Genomic DNA, 15,767 nt, shown 5'->3' on the forward strand with positions numbered 1-15,767 from the left:
TGTAGGCCGCATCTGATGCATTTCGCTCCAAGCGCGGCACTCAGTGGATATCCGATTTACTATTTGGATGTCCTGCGGTCATTGGTGTCTCGACGTAAGCTCGGCCCCGGAGCTCGTTCGAGCTGTTCCTATTCCTTGAAAGGGGAAAAATGGACATATCGAGGAAGACTGATTACGCCCTTCGCATGCTCGCGATGCTTGCCGAGGACCCGGAGCGTCTGCTTTCTGTTCGCACTGCCGCCGAAGAGGTCAATGTCCCGTATTCGTTTGCCCGTTCGATCCAGCATGGTTTGGTTCAGGCCGGTATTGTGGAGAGCCTGCGTGGCGTCCATGGCGGCATGCGTCTTAAGGTCAGCCCCGACGATGTCACCATCCGCCAGGTCGTTGAGGCCGTTCAGGGCCCCATGGTCATGAACGATTGCACCGCGCCCGATGGCGACTGTGCGCGCATGGGTACGTGCTGCTATCATCCCCTGTGGGCCGGAGCTCAAGCGCTGATGCGTGACTACCTCGATTCCGTTTCGCTGGGCGATATCGTCGCTCACCGCCAGTTCCCGGCCGTCGATTCCAAATTCGCCGACCGCGATGCGTTTCCCGAGTACGCCACCTGTGCGTGCGCTTGCCGGGAGGAATAGCGCCGCATAAGGAGCATAGCCATGATTCAGGACCCCTTTCGTTCGATGATTCGTTCGGAAGGGGTCCTGCGTTATCGCGACCTTCCGTGGCGCCGCACGCGCGACCCGTACATTATTTGGCTTTCCGAGGTTATGCTGCAGCAAACGCAGGTGCCGCGTGTGGAGACGCGTATGCCCGCGTGGCTCGACCGCTTTCCAACCGTGCAGGCGCTTGCCCAGGCCGCGCCTTCCGATGTTTTGGACGCTTGGCAGGGGATGGGCTACAACCGACGCGCCCTGGCGCTCCACAAGGCCGCTCAGCGCGTTGTAGAGGACTGGGACGGGGAGTTTCCACGTGAGACGCGCGACCTGGTCGCCCTGCCCGGTATTGGTCCGGCGACGGCGCAGGGCATCCGGTCGTTTGCGTTCGATCTACCGGGTGTGTATCTGGAGACCAACGTGCGCACGGTCTTTCTGCATCATTTCTTTCCCGATGTACCGGCCGTTCCCGATCGCGAGCTGGTGCCGCTGATTCAGGCCGCCTGTCCGGCGGCTCCCGGCGCGACGGCGGATGAGATCGCTCCCTTTGCCGTGCCGCTCGATGATGCCGACACACCGCGCGCATGGTATTACGCGCTGCTGGATTATGGCGCGTATCTTAAGAAGACGCTGCCCAATCCGTCCAGGCGCTCGGCGAGCTATAGCCGTCAGTCCAAGTTTGAGGGCTCGCGCCGTCAAAAGCGCGCCCATATTGTGCGCATGCTGCTGGCTGCGCGCGATGGGCAGCCGGCGGGCATCACGCTCGCCGAGGCCGTGGCGGGTGTCAACGAAATGGAGGCGGCGGCAGGCCGCGAGCCGGTCGATCACGATCTCGTCGCAGGCATTTTGGCCGACTTGGAGCGTGAGGGCTTTTGCCGCGTGGAGGGCGACCGCTGGCTAAGCGTGTAGCCCACCCGAATCTGAAGAACAGGATTGTAAGGTTTAGATTCTCGAGATGAGGGCATCCTAAAGACAAGGCCGTCCGAAGCCTACGGGCGGTACGTGTTGAAGGGAAGTACACCTATGGATTTTGAGAACTCCCAAACCAAGAAGAACCTCGAGACCGCTTTTGCCGGTGAGTCCCAGGCGCACACCAAGTATCGCTATTACGCATCTAAGGCCAAGAAGGATGGCTACGTGCAGATCTCGAATATCTTTGCCGAGACCGCAGGCAACGAGTCCGAGCACGCCAAGCTGTGGTTTAAGTATCTGCACGACGGCGCCGTCCCCGACACCCTGGATAACTTGCGTGATGCCGCTGCGGGCGAGAACTACGAGTGGACCACGATGTACGACGAGTTTGCCAAGACCGCCGAGGAAGAGGGCTTTGCCGAGATCGCCGCGAAGTTCCGCGGTGTTGCTGCCGTCGAGAAGGCTCACGAGGAGCGCTACAACAAGCTCGTCGAGCGCATTGAGTCGGGCGAGGTGTTCGAGCGCGAGGGCGTAAAGGTGTGGAAGTGCCTGAACTGCGGGCACCTGCATGTGGGTGCCGAGGCGCCCGAGGTGTGCCCGGTTTGTAACCACCCGAAGGCGTACTTTGAGGAGCAGGTGGTGAACTACTAGCGCGTGGCGCTAGCTGCTGCGGAGCGCAGGGCGGGGAAATACCTTTCCCTCTCGCTCACGGCTCCGCAGGGTCGCGCGAGGCAAAGGTATTTCCCGCCCTGCGCTCCGGCTTCGGGTCGTTGCGTGCTCGCTACAGAAAAGCTGATAAAAAAGTTTGTGTGCCGCCCCTATTGGGGCGGCACGTTTTTTGTATGGGGGCTGGTTGGGACGGCGCCGTTCATGGGTGGGGTACACTGGGTAGCGACTTTTAGTTTATCTACTACCTGATGGGGTGTTTTTGTATGGGTAAGAAGTCTCGGGCTCGGGTGGCTGCGGCGGGGACTCGCAAGGATCCTGGTCGTCGGGTTCCTGAGGGCAAAAAGGCCGATCGTGCCGAGAAGGACAAGAAGGTCGGCGCGCATGCTCATCCTGAGTGGGCACCTCATTTGAATACGGCGAGCGAAGACCTGACTGCCAAGCTGTTTACGATGGTCGAGGTCATCTTGGGCGTGGTGCCTGTGGTGGTCATCGGTCTGTTCTTGGCCTCTAAGGATGCCGCGAGCGTGGATAAGCTCACCGACGTCTTTTCTCAGGACCCCTCGATGGTGGTCACGTTTATCTCTGCGTGCCTGCAGCCGTTTGTGGCGTACATGCTGTACATGATTTATCGCAAGTACTGCGAGGGCGATGCGGGCTTTGCCGCCGGCAACCTGATCGGCCTCTTGTGCTCCGAGATTTTGCTGCTCAATATTCCCGGTGTCATCGGCATGGGCATCTTGTTGTGGCGTGTTTGGCGCAACGTTGCCCCGCACTTCGAGAGCTGGCTGTTTGAGCGCCGCGCAATGGGCGTGCTGGTCGATATCGCGGGCTCGCTCGTGATTCTAGCCTTGGCGTTTATGTGCGCCACCGCCGCCCGCGGTCTCGCGGGCATGTAGTCTGTCCTCACCGACCACGGAGCGCAGGGCGGGGAAACCTTTCCCTCTCGCTCACGGCTTCGCAGGGTCGCGCGAGGCAAAGGTTTCCCCGCCCTGCGCTCCGGCGTTGAGTCGTCGTGTGCTCGCTACAGAAAAGCAGATAAGAAGTTTGCGTGCCGCCCCTTATGGGGCGGCACGTTTTGTTTGGGGTCCCTGTCTTCACAATTTCCGTCAAGCTTTTGGTTAGATTTTGGTCAGTTGGCGGGCTGGCGGAAGGGCAAAAGATCATCCGATAAAAAAGCTCAAAGAAAGTGCTGGTAGGGGAGTTGTTGAGGTTTTCGACAGCTTTTGTCAGCAAGAAACTTTGCAGCTATTGCTACGGATTGCGTTGCCGTGGCCTTGGTGGTGCGGGATGCTGGGCGCAAGCGTCGAATGCTCCGATTTTGGAGGCCAGCATGGATCTGTTTCTTGAGACTCCGCAGCAACAAGCCGAACGCATGTTGCGCCAACAGCAACGGCTTATGGAGATGCAAATGCAAGGGGTAGCAGCCCAGCCCCCTGCGCAAAATGCCACGCCCGCGGTTTCGCCTGCGGGCGGATTGGCGCCAGAGAACTATTCCGTACAACAAGATTCATATGCGCAGGAGCTTGCGTTCGACAAGCGCCGCACGCGTCATCGTCGCGTGGGCCAGCGCCTGCGCACGTTAGCGATGATTGTGCTCATTCCGTTAGGACTTGCGGCGATTTTCTTGGTCTCGTATGCGCTCACCTGCATCCTCAACGGTGCTTCGCCCAGCGAAGTGCTCCAACATCTGTCAGCCCTCGGCCAGCGCCTAGGCGATGTCATAACAACCATCCGCGCCGGCTGGGAGAGTTAGCATTCGCCACCATTGGGCTTCTTGGATGCTAGGATTATCGCCTCGAGTGGAATCCTTGCATCTTGCGGGTCAAATCGTGTGACTGAATAGTATTATTGAAGATGAATAATAATAGGAGATACAGGCAATACAAAAAGGAGGTGCTCGGTTGAATCTGACTTTTGAGGGATTTTTGAAAGGCTATTGCCGAGAGCTGTCCGGACAGCAGTCGCTGAGTTTTAGGAAGCTTGTAAAGCAGGCAACAACGGTTGGGCCGCGCGTGGCGGAGCCTCTGTTTTTGCTCGCTTTAGCGCAAGGAAAAGCCGAATACGTTCTGGGTTTATCTGAGGGCTCGTGGATGGAAGAGGATTACCGAGGCGTTTTGTCCTTGTACGATCAAGCGGGTAGCATGGCGTCTCTATGCGCCAAAAGTGAGCTCCCTAACCGTTATGCCAACGTCTGGCGCGCGTATAGAGCGGTGAAGGAAAAGCCAGTGGCGGACAGAAGGATCAACGCCCTGATGCGAAAAAGAACATTGGGAGCGCTAGGGAAGTCGGGCGTAACGCGCTACGGTCTCTGCCGCGATTTGAATCTGAATAAGGGAAACGTGTACGCATACTTAGCCGGTGATGACTCGAAGGTGAGCAGGAAGACAGCGCGCCGCATTATGGAATACGCGGAGGAGAGAAGCGCCCAAGAAGGGGCCGAGCGCCCGGTGCGTGTGGCGGGGTAAGATTGATCGCGGTTTTGATTGATAATCGATTGGGTTTGTTGGGCGGAGTCTATGTCTGCTATTGATATTGCGCTTGTTGTGATTGCCTTGGTGGCGGTGGGAGTTGCTGTGGTTTGCGCCCTGCAGCTTAAGGGCCTTCGTGCCGAGTTGCGAGAGCGTGGCGGCAACGATGCGGAGACGCTCGCGGCGCTCGAGCAGGCCAACAATGCACTCGACGCCCTTAATGTGGCGCTGGCAGAAACGCGCCGCACGGCAAACGCCATCGCGCAGCAGCAGACGACCGACGCCGCTGTGGAGCAGCAACGCTACCTGACCATCGCGCGTGAGTTCTCGCAGGCTGGCGACCGTATGGATGACCTGCGCCGTGAGACGGCTCAGCAGCTCGGCGCCAACCGCGAGGGCATCGAGCACCGCCTGGACAAGGTGCGCGAGACGGTTGATGCCCAGCTGGGCGCCATCCGCAAGGACAACAACGTGCAGCTCGACCAGATGCGCGCGACGGTGGACGAGAAGCTCTCCCGTACGCTCAACGACCGTCTGTCCGCATCGTTTAGGCAAGTGAGCGATCAGCTCGAGGCCGTGTACAAGGGCCTGGGCGACATGCAATCTATCGCTACCGGCGTGGGCGACCTTAAGCGCGTTCTGGGCAACGTCAAGGCGCGCGGCATTTTGGGCGAGGTACAGCTGGGCGCGATCCTGGCGGACATCCTTACGCCCGACCAGTATCTGGAAAACGTCGCCACCAAACCTGGCGCCTCGGAGCGTGTTGAGTTTGCCGTCAAGCTGCCGGTAGACGAGGGCGATCCCGTGCTGCTGCCGATTGACTCCAAATTCCCGGGTGACGCGTACGAGCATCTACTCGACGCCCAGGAGTCGGGCGACACGGAGGCCGTCGCCGCTGCGCGCAAGACGCTTGATGCGATGGTCAAGCGCGAGGCCAAGGACATCTGCGAGAAGTATCTGAGCGTGCCCGCGACGACCAACTTTGGCATTATGTTCGTGCCGTTTGAGGGCCTGTACGCCGAGGTCGTCAGCCGCCCCGGGCTTATCGAGACCCTGGGCCGCGACTATCACGTCAACGTTGCCGGCCCCAGCACCATGGCCGCCATCCTCAACAGCCTGCAGATGAGCTACCAGACGTTTAAGCTGCAAAAGCGCACCGACGACGTGCTGCGCGTGCTCTCCGCCGTCAAGGCCGAGCTGCCGCGCTATCAGGCGGCGCTGCGCCGTGCCCAGCAGCAGATCGAGACCGCGGGCAAAACGGTCGAGGGCATCATCACCACGCGCACCAACGTTATGGAGCGCAAGCTCAAGGACATCGACGCGCTGGAGGATACCGACCAGGCCGACGTGATCTTGGGGCTCACGTCCGCAGGCCAGGAGGACGAGGACTAGCCGAAATGGACGGCGGGGCGCCAGCGCGGACGCGGGCACCCCGCCGCTTTTCGCGTCGCGCTTGCCTGAAGTGCACTTCAGTGTGCAACAATGGCGTTTCGCCCTATCAGACGCGAAAGGAAGCCCATGTCTCAGAGAAGCACCAGTCCGCTCAAGCGCTCTACCGTGCGCCGCACGCTGCGGCGTTTTTGGGACGTCACGCGCACGCAGCCGCTGATCGTCTTTCTCTCGGTGTTCTCGTCGGCGGGCTATATCTTTTTGCTTACGTTTGCCAACACCTACGTGATGGCGCTTATCGTCGACCGTGTCCAGGCCGGCTCCGTGGCAGGCGACCAGGTGTTTGAGGTCTTTGGTCCTTACATTCTGGCGCTCGTGCTCGTTAACCTGGTAGGCCAGATCCTCTCCAAGCTGCAGGACTACACCGTCTACAAGCTCGAGATCGCGGGTAACTACCACCTGGCGCGCCTGTGCTTCGACACGCTCTCCAACCAGTCCATGACGTTCCACACCAGCCGCTTTGGCGGATCGCTTGTGAGCCAAACGAGCCGTTTTATGAGCGGCTACACGGGGCTGGTGGACGTGACGGTGTATTCGCTTATCCCCACCATTACCTCGATCATCTGCACGGTGGCGGCGCTCGCCCCGGTGGTGCCCACATTTACCGCAATCCTGGTGGGCATCATGGTCGTCTACATTGCGTTTGTCTGGCTTATGTACAAGCGCATCATGCCGCTTTCGGCCTCGACGTCCGCCGCGCAGAACAAGCTGTCGGGCGTGCTTTCCGACGCGGTCACGAACATCCTGGCCGTCAAGACCTGCGGGCGCGAGGACTTTGAGCGCGACCTGTTCGATACCGCCGACCGCGCCGCGCGCGATGCCGAGACGGTTTCGATGCACGCCATGATGCAGCGCAACTTTACGACCTCGGGCCTTATCGTCATCACCATGGCCGTGGTGAGTGTGTTCGTCGCGGGCGGCAACGCGTGGTTTGGCATCTCTGCCGGTGCGCTCGTCATGATCTTTACCTATACGTACAACCTCACTATGCGTCTGAACTACGTGAGCTCCATGATGCAGCGCATCAACCGCGCGCTGGGCGACGCCGCCGAGATGACGCGCGTGCTGGACGAGCCGCGTCTGGTGGCAGACGACGAGAATGCCCCCGAGCTCAAGGTGAGCGAGGGCGCAATTGATTTTGAGCACCTGAGCTTTGCATACCGTGATGCCGCGGTGGGCGAGAGCGTGTTCGACGACCTGACGCTCCATGTGGCGGCGGGCCAGCGCGTGGGCCTGGTGGGCAAATCGGGCTCGGGCAAGACGACGCTCACCAAGCTGCTGCTGCGCCTGGACGACGTGCAGGGCGGCTGCGTGCTGGTGGACGGCCAGGACGTCTCGCGTTGCACGCAGCAGAGCCTGCGCCGCCAGGTTGCCTACGTGCCGCAGGAGGCGCTGCTGTTCCACCGCTCCATTCGCGAGAATATCGCCTACGGTCGCCCCGACGCTACCGACGAGCAGATTCGCGAGGCTGCGCGCCTGGCCAACGCGACTGAGTTTATCGACCGCTTGCCCCATGGCTTTGACACCATGGTGGGCGAGCGCGGCGTTAAGCTCTCGGGCGGTCAGCGCCAGCGCGTGGCCATCGCCCGTGCCATCCTCACCGACGCGCCGATTCTGGTGCTTGATGAGGCGACCTCTGCCCTGGACAGTGAGTCCGAGGCGCTGGTGCAGGAAGCACTCGAGAACCTGATGCGCGGGCGCACCTCCATTGTGGTGGCGCATCGCCTGTCCACCGTGGCGGCGCTCGATCGCATCGTGGTGTTGGCCGACGGCGAGATTGTCGAGGACGGCACGCATGCGCAGCTTGTCGAGGCGGGCGGCGAATACGCAAGCCTGTGGAGCCGCCAGACCGGCGCATTTTTGGAGGCTTAAGGCCCCCGTACGTGGGACAATCGTTTCCGTGAAGTTATGTTTCTGCCGAGCCGAGGAGTCGTTATGCCACGCGAGACCAATGCCGCCAAACGCGAACGCGCCATCGAGGTGTGCGAGCGCCTTAACCGTCGCTATGGCCCGGTCGAGTGCTTCTTGGACCACGAGAATCCCTTCAGGCTGCTCATTGCGGTACTGCTCTCGGCGCAGACGACCGACGCACAGGTCAACAAGGTGACGCCGCAGCTGTTTGCCCAGTGGCCCACGCCCGAGGCCATGGCAGGGGCGAGCGTGGCCGACGTGGCGGACACCATTAAGTCGCTCGGCTTTTATAAGAGCAAGGCCAAGCATGCCGTGGAGGCCGCGCAGATGATCGTTGCCGATTACGGCGGCGAGGTGCCGGCCGACATGAAGGAGCTTGTAAAGCTGCCGGGCGTGGGGCGCAAGACGGCGAACATCGTGCTCAACGTTGGGTTTGGCATCGTGGAGGGCATTGCGGTCGATACGCACGTCAACCGCATCGCGCACCGCCTGATGCTGAGCCCCAAGACGCATGCCAAAGAGCCGCTCAAGACCGAGCAGGATCTGCTCAAGATCTTGCCGCACGAGTATTGGGAGTCGGTCAATCACCAGTGGATCACCTTTGGCCGCGAGATCTGCGACGCCCGCAAACCCAAGTGCGACGAGTGCCCGCTGGCAGACCTTTGCCCCAGCGTGCGCGTGACGGGGTAGGGCCCGGCACGTTTTGCAGGCGTCCGAAGGCTTTGGCCAATGTTGCGCAACACATTTGGGCTGCGAAGGCTCAATATGATGGCGACAGATACCGTTTGTTGTGAGGGGATGCCCGAGTATGTTTTGCGCCAAGTGTGGCTCCGAGATGCCCGACGGAACCGATTTTTGCACGAACTGCGGGGCACGCATGGGCGCCGCTTTTCCGGCGGCCGCGCCCGCCGAGCCCGCGCCGATGCCGGCGGCAGGAATGCCTCCCGTGCAGAAGAGGTCGCATAAGCGAGCGGTGATTATCGGCATGTGCGTGGTGGGCGTGCTGGCGGCGGGCGGTGCCGCGCTGGCACTGACCGGCGTGCTGGGTCCGCTTGGGCAGGGCAACTCATCGCAAATTACGGTACTTGGGTCCGACGAGGGTTCGGCCGAGCACAAGGACAAGGGAAGCGCCAAGGAGAAGCCTGCCGAAGAGCAAGAAGAGCCGGAAGAGCCCGAGCAGACCGGCAGCAGTGTAAAAGTTGACCTCAACGACCAGGCAACCTATGCCGCCGCGAACCTGTTCCTATCGAACTTTACGGAGGAGCACTTCGATCGGGACTGGTATCAGGCGGGCGGCTTCGATTCGACTGACGGACTTTCTGATGACGAGAAATACAAGCTGGTTAAGTTTATCTGGTGCCATTTTATTGACAACGCGCCGTATCGAATCGAGAAAGGCGACTATGACAACGGTAATAGTCAGCGTGTGGCGACTGATGTGATCAATAGGGAACTCAACCGCTTGACGGGTCTGACGCTTTCCGATGCCGATATGACTTATGACAGAACGCCGGAGGGGCAGGCGATTCCTGATTCGGCCGAAGCGCATGACGGGTACTTGTATCTGAAGCAGGAATACGGCCAGGGAAATTACAACCCATCGTGTGCCATCGTTACGGGCGCGACTGACCTTGGCGACAACATCTACGAGCTCACCTATGAGGTCTACAGTGCTGGCGGTGCGTTACTTCCTTCCGACATCCCCGAGAGCGCTTACGGCCTGCCAAAGGACCAGTTCATTGCCGCAATTCAAGCGGACGCATCCAGGGGCCGTACTGAGACTTGCACGGTCCGCGTCGCGCAGGGTGACGGCGCTCCGACCTTCACACTGCTTAAAATGGGCGTCTACGACTAGACTCGGCGTATAGCTCACTCTGATAGCGCCAGACGGCTTGCCCGTCTGGCGTTTTTGTTGCGGGGCTGGGCGTACGCTTGAGCTGGAGTCCTCTCCATGCGCTACCATGACAGGCAACGAATTTGACGAACGACCCGCCGAGCTTGCCTCGGCGGGCTTTTGGCGTTGCGATGCCGGAGGAACAGCATGCTCATTCACCGTATAGCCGCGCAGCTCTACACTGCCGAGGCCTTGCAGACCGTCGAGGCCGGACTCGATGCCGGCGAGGACGTGACGCTGGCTGTGTCGCAGTCGGGCCGCACGCTGATGGCGGCCGCCCAGTTTGCGCGCCGCCCGCGTCCCACGGTCTATATCGTGAGTGGCGAGGACGCCGCCGATCGCGCCGCTCGTAGCCTTGCCGCCTACGTGGGCCTGGCGCACGTGTGCCGCTTTCCCGAGCGCAAGGACTACCCCTGGCGCGAGCAGGCGCCCGACGACGCCGTGGTGGCGCAGCGCTGCGAGGCCCTGGGACGCATCGTGCGCGGCGACAGCTGCATTATGGTCGCCTCGGCCCGCGCGCTGCTGCGCTGCGTGCCGCCAGTTGAGAGCCGCTACTGGGAGTCGACGACCTTTGCGGTGGGCGAGGAGATTCCCTTTGACGAGGTGCCGCAGCGTCTGGTGGGCATGGGCTACACAAATGCCGGCGCCGCCGACGCGCCCGGCCTGTTCCGTGTGCACGGTGACACCGTCGAGGTGTTTCCCGCGCAGGAAAAGGCGCCCGTGCGCATTGAGTTTTTCGGCGACGAGATCGATCGCATCCGCCGCATGGTGAGTTCCACGGGGCAGACCATCGGCAACGAGGACAGCATCGAAATCTTCCCCTGTCGCGAGCTGGCGCTCACCGACGAGGCCGTTCACAACATGCATGTGGCGCTCTACCGCGCCAGCCAGGACGACAGTAAGCTGGCGGCGCTGCTCGAGATGGTGGATGCGCGCATCGTCACGCCTGAGCTCGACCGCTTTTTGCCGGTGATGTACGGCCAGACCGTGAGCCCGTTGTCGCACGTGAGCGGCAAGGCGCTCGTGGTGCTGTCCGAGCCGCGCTCGCTGTTCGACGATTGCCTGCGCGCCTACGAGGACATCGAGGCCCGTGCCGGCGAGGCGGGGGTCGACCGTCTGGACGGCCTGTACGTGCGCGCCCAGCAACTCGACTTTGGTTCCCAGCAACGCCTGAACTATGTGAGCCTCATCCGTGCCGGCGGTGCGGTGACGGCCGAACTCAAGATTGAGCAGCCTGCCATCGCAGGCTCGGACAACCGTTTTATGACGCGCATCCAGGAGGTCGTGGGCAAGCGCTATGCCTGCGTGTTTGCCATTCCCGACCGCGGTGCGCGCGAGTCGATGGAGCTCACCTTTGGCGACGAGGGCATTACCTTTGAGGAATCGCTGACCGCGGCGCCCGAAAATGCCGGCGCTATCGGCGACCGCGTGCGCGTGGCAGCGGCGGATTCCGCCGACCGTGCCGCACGCCAGGAGGCCCATGCTTCCATTCGCGAGCGTAAGGCCGATGCGCTCAACGCCCGCTCGCTCGAGGCGGGTGCCGCGCAGGCTGCCGCCGGTGCCGCCGTGCCCACCATCTCGCGCGGGCGCGTGACCTTTGTGGACGCTGCCCTGCCGCAGGGCGTGGTGGTGCCCGACGCCAATTTGGCCGTGTTCTCGATCGCCGACCTCAACGCCCGCATGGATGCCAACCGCGCGCGCAGCCGCCGCAAGGTTGACATTACACAGATCACCTTCCCGTTTAAGCCGGGTGACTACGTGGTGCATGCAACGCATGGCATCGCGCTCTTTAGCGAGATCGCGCGTCAGGAAGTGGGCGGCAAGGAGCGCGACTACTTTTTGCTGGAATACGCCGATGGCGACAAGCTCTACGTGCCGTTGGAGCAGGTTGACCGCATTACGCGCTACGTTGGTCCCGACGGCGATAAACCGCGCCTGACCAGGCTCAACACCGCCGACTGGACGCGGGCCACCAACAAGGCGCGCAAGAATGCCAAAAAGCTGGCGTTTGACCTGGTCGACCTGTATACGCGCCGCTCGTCGATTACCGGTATCGCCTGTCCGCCCGATACGCCCGAGCAGATCGAGATGGAGGAGAGCTTCCCCTACGACGAGACGCGCGACCAGCTGGAGGCTATCGCCGACATCAAGGCGGACATGGAGGCGCCCAAGCCCATGGACCGCCTGCTGTGCGGCGACGTGGGCTTTGGCAAGACCGAGGTCGCCCTGCGCGCAGCGTTTAAGTGCGTTGACTCCGGTCGCCAGGTCATGGTGCTCTGCCCCACGACCATTCTGGCCCAACAGCACTACGAGACATTCTTTGAGCGCTTTGCCCCGTTTGGCCTGGAGGTCGAGGTGCTCAGCCGCTTCCGCACGCCGGCGCAGCAAAAGCGCGCGCTCAAGGCGTTTGCCGAGGGCACGATCGACGTGCTTATCGGCACGCACCGTCTGCTTTCGGCCGATGTGAACCCCAAGAACCTGGGCATGGTGATCATCGACGAAGAGCAGCGCTTTGGTGTGCAGCACAAGGAACAGCTCAAAAACCTGCGCGAGCAGATCGACGTGCTCACGCTCTCGGCAACGCCTATTCCGCGAACCATGCAGATGGCCACAAGCGGCGTGCGCGACATGAGCCTGATCACCACACCGCCGACCGGGCGTCGTCCCGTGATCGTGCACGTGGGGGAGTACGACCCCGACGTGGTGAGTGCAGCGATTCGCCTGGAGGTGGGCCGCGGCGGTCAGGTGTATTACGTGTCCAACCGCGTCAAGACCATCGACGATGCCGTGGCGCGCGTGCACGAGGCTGCGCCCGAGGCGCGCGTGGGCGTGGCACACGGCAAGATGAGCCCGCGCGAGGTCGAGGACGTGATGATCGAGTTCGCGACCAAGAAGATTGACGTGCTCATCGCCACAACCATCGTGGAGAGCGGTATCGACAACGCAACGGCCAACACGCTCATCATCGAGGACTCGCAGCGTCTGGGTCTGGCACAGCTCTACCAGCTCAAGGGCCGTGTGGGCCGTTCTGCCACGCAGGCCTACGCGTACTTTATGTTCCCGGGCGAGCTGCCTCTCACCGAGGAGGCCACGGCGCGCCTGACTGCACTTTCCGAGTTCCAGGACCTGGGTAGCGGCATGCGCATCGCCATGCGCGACCTGGAGATTCGCGGCGCCGGCTCGCTTATGGGCGCCGAGCAGCACGGCAACCTGTCGAGCGTGGGCTTCGACCTGTTTACGCAGATGCTGGGCCAGGCCGTGGCCGAGGCGCGCGGCGATGACGATGCCGGCGTGGAGGCGGCGAGCGTGGGCATCAACCTGCCGGCCGACTACTTCTTGTCCGAGGAGTACATGCCGGCGGTGGACCAGCGCGTGCTCGTGTACCGCAAGCTCGCGGCCGCCGAGGACCTGGAGAGTATCGACGAGGTGCAGGAGGAGACCGAGGCCGCGCACGGTGAGCTGCCGTTGGCGGGGCTCAACCTGTTCAACCGTGCGCGCATCCGTATCCGCGGCGAGCGCCTGGGGCTCGAGAGCGTTACGCTCAGCGGTGGGCGCATTACCTTCCTGGGCGTTGACGTGCCCAAGAAGGTGGCCTTTGAGTTCAAGACCCACTATGGCGCGGTGAACTTTCCCAAGAGCCGCAAACTGTCGGTGCCCTACAAGGCGGGCGCCGGCGCGGGCAGCGGCCTGGGCCGCGGTCTCGACGCCAACGACGGCACCGGCCCGGTGGCGGCCGCGCTTATGCTGCTGCAGCAGCTGGGTGCGTCCGACGATGATTAACGGGTCGATGCTGCAAACGCCCCATTTGGGCACTCTGGTTTCATCGAAAGGAAAGCATGTTCGGGTACATCTACAAGAAAGACGCCGCTGCTATAGCGGTTATCCTTGCCCTTTGCCTGGGCGTGGGCACCTTTTTCGATTACCAAATCTCGAGCGCGCTGTTCAACATCGGCAGCATGTACGGCCGCTTTATCGAGGCCGCCGGCGAGCTGCCGTTTGAGCTGACGGCGAGCATCGCGGGCGTTATGCTCGTGCGCTCGGCACGCCCCGATTCCAAGGCGAGCAAGTGGCTCGCCGCGTTGGGCGTTTTGATCAACGTGGGCCTGGTCGGCTACGAGATTATCGGATCGCTGCGCGTCGGCGGCAAGCTCATCGCGTTTCAGCTGGTACTGACGTTTACGCTGGCCATCGCGGCCAACCTCATCGCCTATCGCCTTACGCGCGACACCGACCCCGACGATCTCACGCGCTGGGCGCTGATGGTGCTTGCCGTGTGGGTCGCTCAGGCCATCATCCTCAACGTCATTGTTAAGCCGTTGTGGTCGCGCCCACGCATGCGCGTGATCGAGGTCACGCCGGGGCTCAATTTTCAGCCGTGGTGGGTGATCGGCAATCCCGACAAGTGGAGCTATATCGCCGCCGGCGTGATCAAGGACGGCTTTAAGTCGTTTGCGAGCGGACACACGGCGCACGCGGCGATCGGCCTTATGCTTGCTGGACTTCCCGCGGCGGCCTTTACGGAAAAGCCTTCGCGTCGCCGCGTGATCTTTTGGGCGGCGGCTGTGGTCGCGGTGCTCGTCGCCTTTGGGCGCATCGTGATTGGAGCACACTTTTTGAGCGACGTGAGCTGCGGTTTTGCCCTAGTACTGGCACTTGAGTGTCTTGCCGCGCGCATTGCCTATCCCAACGGCGTACAATAGCCCCGTTTGAATCATCTGGCTGATGCCCGGTAGGAGAGGATTGCCATGCTCGCGTTCAACAACGACTATTCCCACGGCGCACACCCGGCGGTGCTGCAGGCGCTCGTCGACACTAATATGGAGCCGCAGCCCGGCTATGGTACCGATGCACACACCGAGCGTGCCAAGAAGCTTATCCGCGAGGCCTGTCAGGCCCCCGATGCCGACGTGTTTTTTCTGGTGGGCGGCACGCAGGCCAACGCGACGGTGATCGACATGCTGCTCGCGCCGTACGAGGGCGTCGTTGCTGCTGAGACTGGCCACGTTGCCTGCCACGAGGCGGGCGCCATCGAGTTTGGCGGCCACAAGGTGCTCACCATCCCCGGCTACGAGGGCAAGATGCACGCCGAGGACCTCGAAAACTATATCCAGGTGTTCTACGAAAACGAGAGCTACGAGCACACGGTGTTCCCGGGCGCCGTGTACGTGAGCCTATCGACCGAGTACGGCACGCTGTACTCCAAGGCCGAGCTCGCGGCGATTCACGCAGTGTGCCAGAAGCGCGAGATTCCGCTGTTTGTGGATGGCGCCCGCCTGGCCTATGCGCTGGCAGCCGATGAGTGCGACATTACCCTGCCCGAGCTGGCGCAGCTGTGTGACGTGTTCTACATCGGCGGCACCAAGTGCGGCGCTCTGTGCGGCGAGGCCGTGGTGTTCTGCGGCATGCACGCCCCGGCGCATCCCATTCCGCGTATTAAGCAGCATGGCGCGCTGCTTGCCAAGGGCCGCTTGACGGGCGTGCAGTTTGAGGCGCTCTTTACCGACGGCCTGTATTTTGAGATTGGTCGTCAGGCGATCGAGACCGCTCAGGCGCTGCGCCGTGTGCTGCACGAGCGCGGCTACCAGTTCTTTTTGGAAACGCCGACCAACCAGCAGTTCGTGATTCTGCCCAACGAGGACATGGCCCGCATTCGCGAGCATGCGGCGATCGAGTACTGGGAAAAGTACGACGAGACCCACACGGTGGTGCGCTTTTGCACCAGCTGGGCCACGACGCAGGAGGACATCGACGCGCTGGCGGCTATCCTGTAGCCTGATGTAATGACGAGGGGCCGCCTTGCGCTGGGTTTGG

13 protein-coding genes are annotated in these 15,767 nt (G+C 62.0%); all 13 read left to right on the top strand.

Features of this window, described 5'->3' with window-relative positions:
• Positions 1 to 149 precede the first annotated feature (149 nt).
• The 13 genes from CSV91_RS08720 to CSV91_RS08780 all read left to right on the top strand — a co-directional run bounded on the left by CSV91_RS08720 (position 150) and on the right by CSV91_RS08780 (position 15,727).
• The gene (locus CSV91_RS08720) at positions 150 to 635 is read left to right on the top strand and encodes an RrF2 family transcriptional regulator (RefSeq protein ID WP_099432564.1); all 486 of its coding nucleotides are present in this window, start codon (positions 150 to 152) and stop codon (positions 633 to 635) included.
• A gap of 21 nt (positions 636 to 656) precedes the next feature.
• A complete protein-coding gene (locus tag CSV91_RS08725; RefSeq protein WP_099432565.1) occupies positions 657 to 1,562 on the top strand; it encodes an HhH-GPD family protein in 906 nt (301 codons plus the stop codon).
• A 114-nt stretch (positions 1,563 to 1,676) separates the two neighbouring features.
• On the top strand, positions 1,677 to 2,216 hold the full coding sequence (gene rbr, locus CSV91_RS08730; RefSeq protein WP_055252097.1) for a rubrerythrin: 540 nt from the start codon (positions 1,677 to 1,679) through the stop codon (positions 2,214 to 2,216).
• Between the two features lie 281 nt (positions 2,217 to 2,497).
• Positions 2,498 to 3,130, top strand: coding sequence for a hypothetical protein (locus CSV91_RS08735; protein ID WP_147579405.1), 633 nt, complete (start codon positions 2,498 to 2,500; stop codon positions 3,128 to 3,130).
• Positions 3,131 to 3,564: 434 nt separating this feature from the next.
• Positions 3,565 to 3,987: a hypothetical protein gene (locus CSV91_RS08740; RefSeq protein WP_099432567.1), complete on the top strand. Its 423-nt coding sequence runs from the start codon at positions 3,565 to 3,567 to the stop codon at positions 3,985 to 3,987.
• A gap of 148 nt (positions 3,988 to 4,135) precedes the next feature.
• Entirely contained in the window at positions 4,136 to 4,699 is a 564-nt protein-coding gene (locus tag CSV91_RS08745; RefSeq protein ID WP_099432568.1) for a transcriptional regulator, read from the top strand.
• A gap of 51 nt (positions 4,700 to 4,750) precedes the next feature.
• Positions 4,751 to 6,094: a DNA recombination protein RmuC gene (locus CSV91_RS08750; protein WP_099432569.1), complete on the top strand. Its 1,344-nt coding sequence runs from the start codon at positions 4,751 to 4,753 to the stop codon at positions 6,092 to 6,094.
• Between the two features lie 126 nt (positions 6,095 to 6,220).
• A complete protein-coding gene (locus CSV91_RS08755; RefSeq protein WP_099432570.1) occupies positions 6,221 to 8,023 on the top strand; it encodes an ABC transporter ATP-binding protein in 1,803 nt (600 codons plus the stop codon).
• A gap of 63 nt (positions 8,024 to 8,086) precedes the next feature.
• On the top strand, positions 8,087 to 8,752 hold the full coding sequence (gene nth, locus CSV91_RS08760) for an endonuclease III (protein WP_099432571.1): 666 nt from the start codon (positions 8,087 to 8,089) through the stop codon (positions 8,750 to 8,752).
• A gap of 118 nt (positions 8,753 to 8,870) precedes the next feature.
• Positions 8,871 to 9,917, top strand: a complete 1,047-nt coding sequence (locus CSV91_RS08765) for a zinc ribbon domain-containing protein (RefSeq protein WP_099432572.1) — start codon at positions 8,871 to 8,873, stop codon at positions 9,915 to 9,917.
• A 186-nt stretch (positions 9,918 to 10,103) separates the two neighbouring features.
• Complete coding sequence (gene mfd, locus CSV91_RS08770; RefSeq protein WP_099432573.1) at positions 10,104 to 13,736, top strand: transcription-repair coupling factor; 3,633 nt, start codon at positions 10,104 to 10,106, stop codon at positions 13,734 to 13,736.
• A 56-nt stretch (positions 13,737 to 13,792) separates the two neighbouring features.
• Entirely contained in the window at positions 13,793 to 14,656 is an 864-nt protein-coding gene (locus CSV91_RS08775) for a phosphatase PAP2 family protein (protein WP_099432574.1), read from the top strand.
• 45 nt (positions 14,657 to 14,701) lie between these two features.
• Positions 14,702 to 15,727 (top strand): threonine aldolase family protein, encoded by a 1,026-nt coding sequence (locus CSV91_RS08780; RefSeq protein WP_099432575.1) that lies wholly within the window; start codon positions 14,702 to 14,704, stop codon positions 15,725 to 15,727.
• Positions 15,728 to 15,767: the final 40 nt, after the last annotated feature.

Source organism: Collinsella aerofaciens (genome assembly GCF_002736145.1).
Classification (GTDB): Bacteria; Actinomycetota; Coriobacteriia; order Coriobacteriales; family Coriobacteriaceae; genus Collinsella; species Collinsella aerofaciens_A.

Bases quoted from the DNA above. Each gene is read 5' to 3' on its own strand.
- CSV91_RS08750 (WP_099432569.1), top strand. From the start codon at position 4,751: ATGTCTGCTATTGATATTGCGCTTGTTGTGATTGCCTTGGTGGCGGTG.
- CSV91_RS08735 (WP_147579405.1), top strand. From the start codon at position 2,498: ATGGGTAAGAAGTCTCGGGCTCGGGTGGCTGCGGCGGGGACTCGCAAG.
- CSV91_RS08775 (WP_099432574.1), top strand. From the start codon at position 13,793: ATGTTCGGGTACATCTACAAGAAAGACGCCGCTGCTATAGCGGTTATC.
- CSV91_RS08725 (WP_099432565.1), top strand. From the start codon at position 657: ATGATTCAGGACCCCTTTCGTTCGATGATTCGTTCGGAAGGGGTCCTG.
- nth (WP_099432571.1), top strand. From the start codon at position 8,087: ATGCCACGCGAGACCAATGCCGCCAAACGCGAACGCGCCATCGAGGTG.
- CSV91_RS08765 (WP_099432572.1), top strand. From the start codon at position 8,871: ATGTTTTGCGCCAAGTGTGGCTCCGAGATGCCCGACGGAACCGATTTT.
- rbr (WP_055252097.1), top strand. From the start codon at position 1,677: ATGGATTTTGAGAACTCCCAAACCAAGAAGAACCTCGAGACCGCTTTT.
- CSV91_RS08780 (WP_099432575.1), top strand. From the start codon at position 14,702: ATGCTCGCGTTCAACAACGACTATTCCCACGGCGCACACCCGGCGGTG.
- mfd (WP_099432573.1), top strand. From the start codon at position 10,104: ATGCTCATTCACCGTATAGCCGCGCAGCTCTACACTGCCGAGGCCTTG.
- CSV91_RS08755 (WP_099432570.1), top strand. From the start codon at position 6,221: ATGTCTCAGAGAAGCACCAGTCCGCTCAAGCGCTCTACCGTGCGCCGC.
- CSV91_RS08740 (WP_099432567.1), top strand. From the start codon at position 3,565: ATGGATCTGTTTCTTGAGACTCCGCAGCAACAAGCCGAACGCATGTTG.
- CSV91_RS08720 (WP_099432564.1), top strand. From the start codon at position 150: ATGGACATATCGAGGAAGACTGATTACGCCCTTCGCATGCTCGCGATG.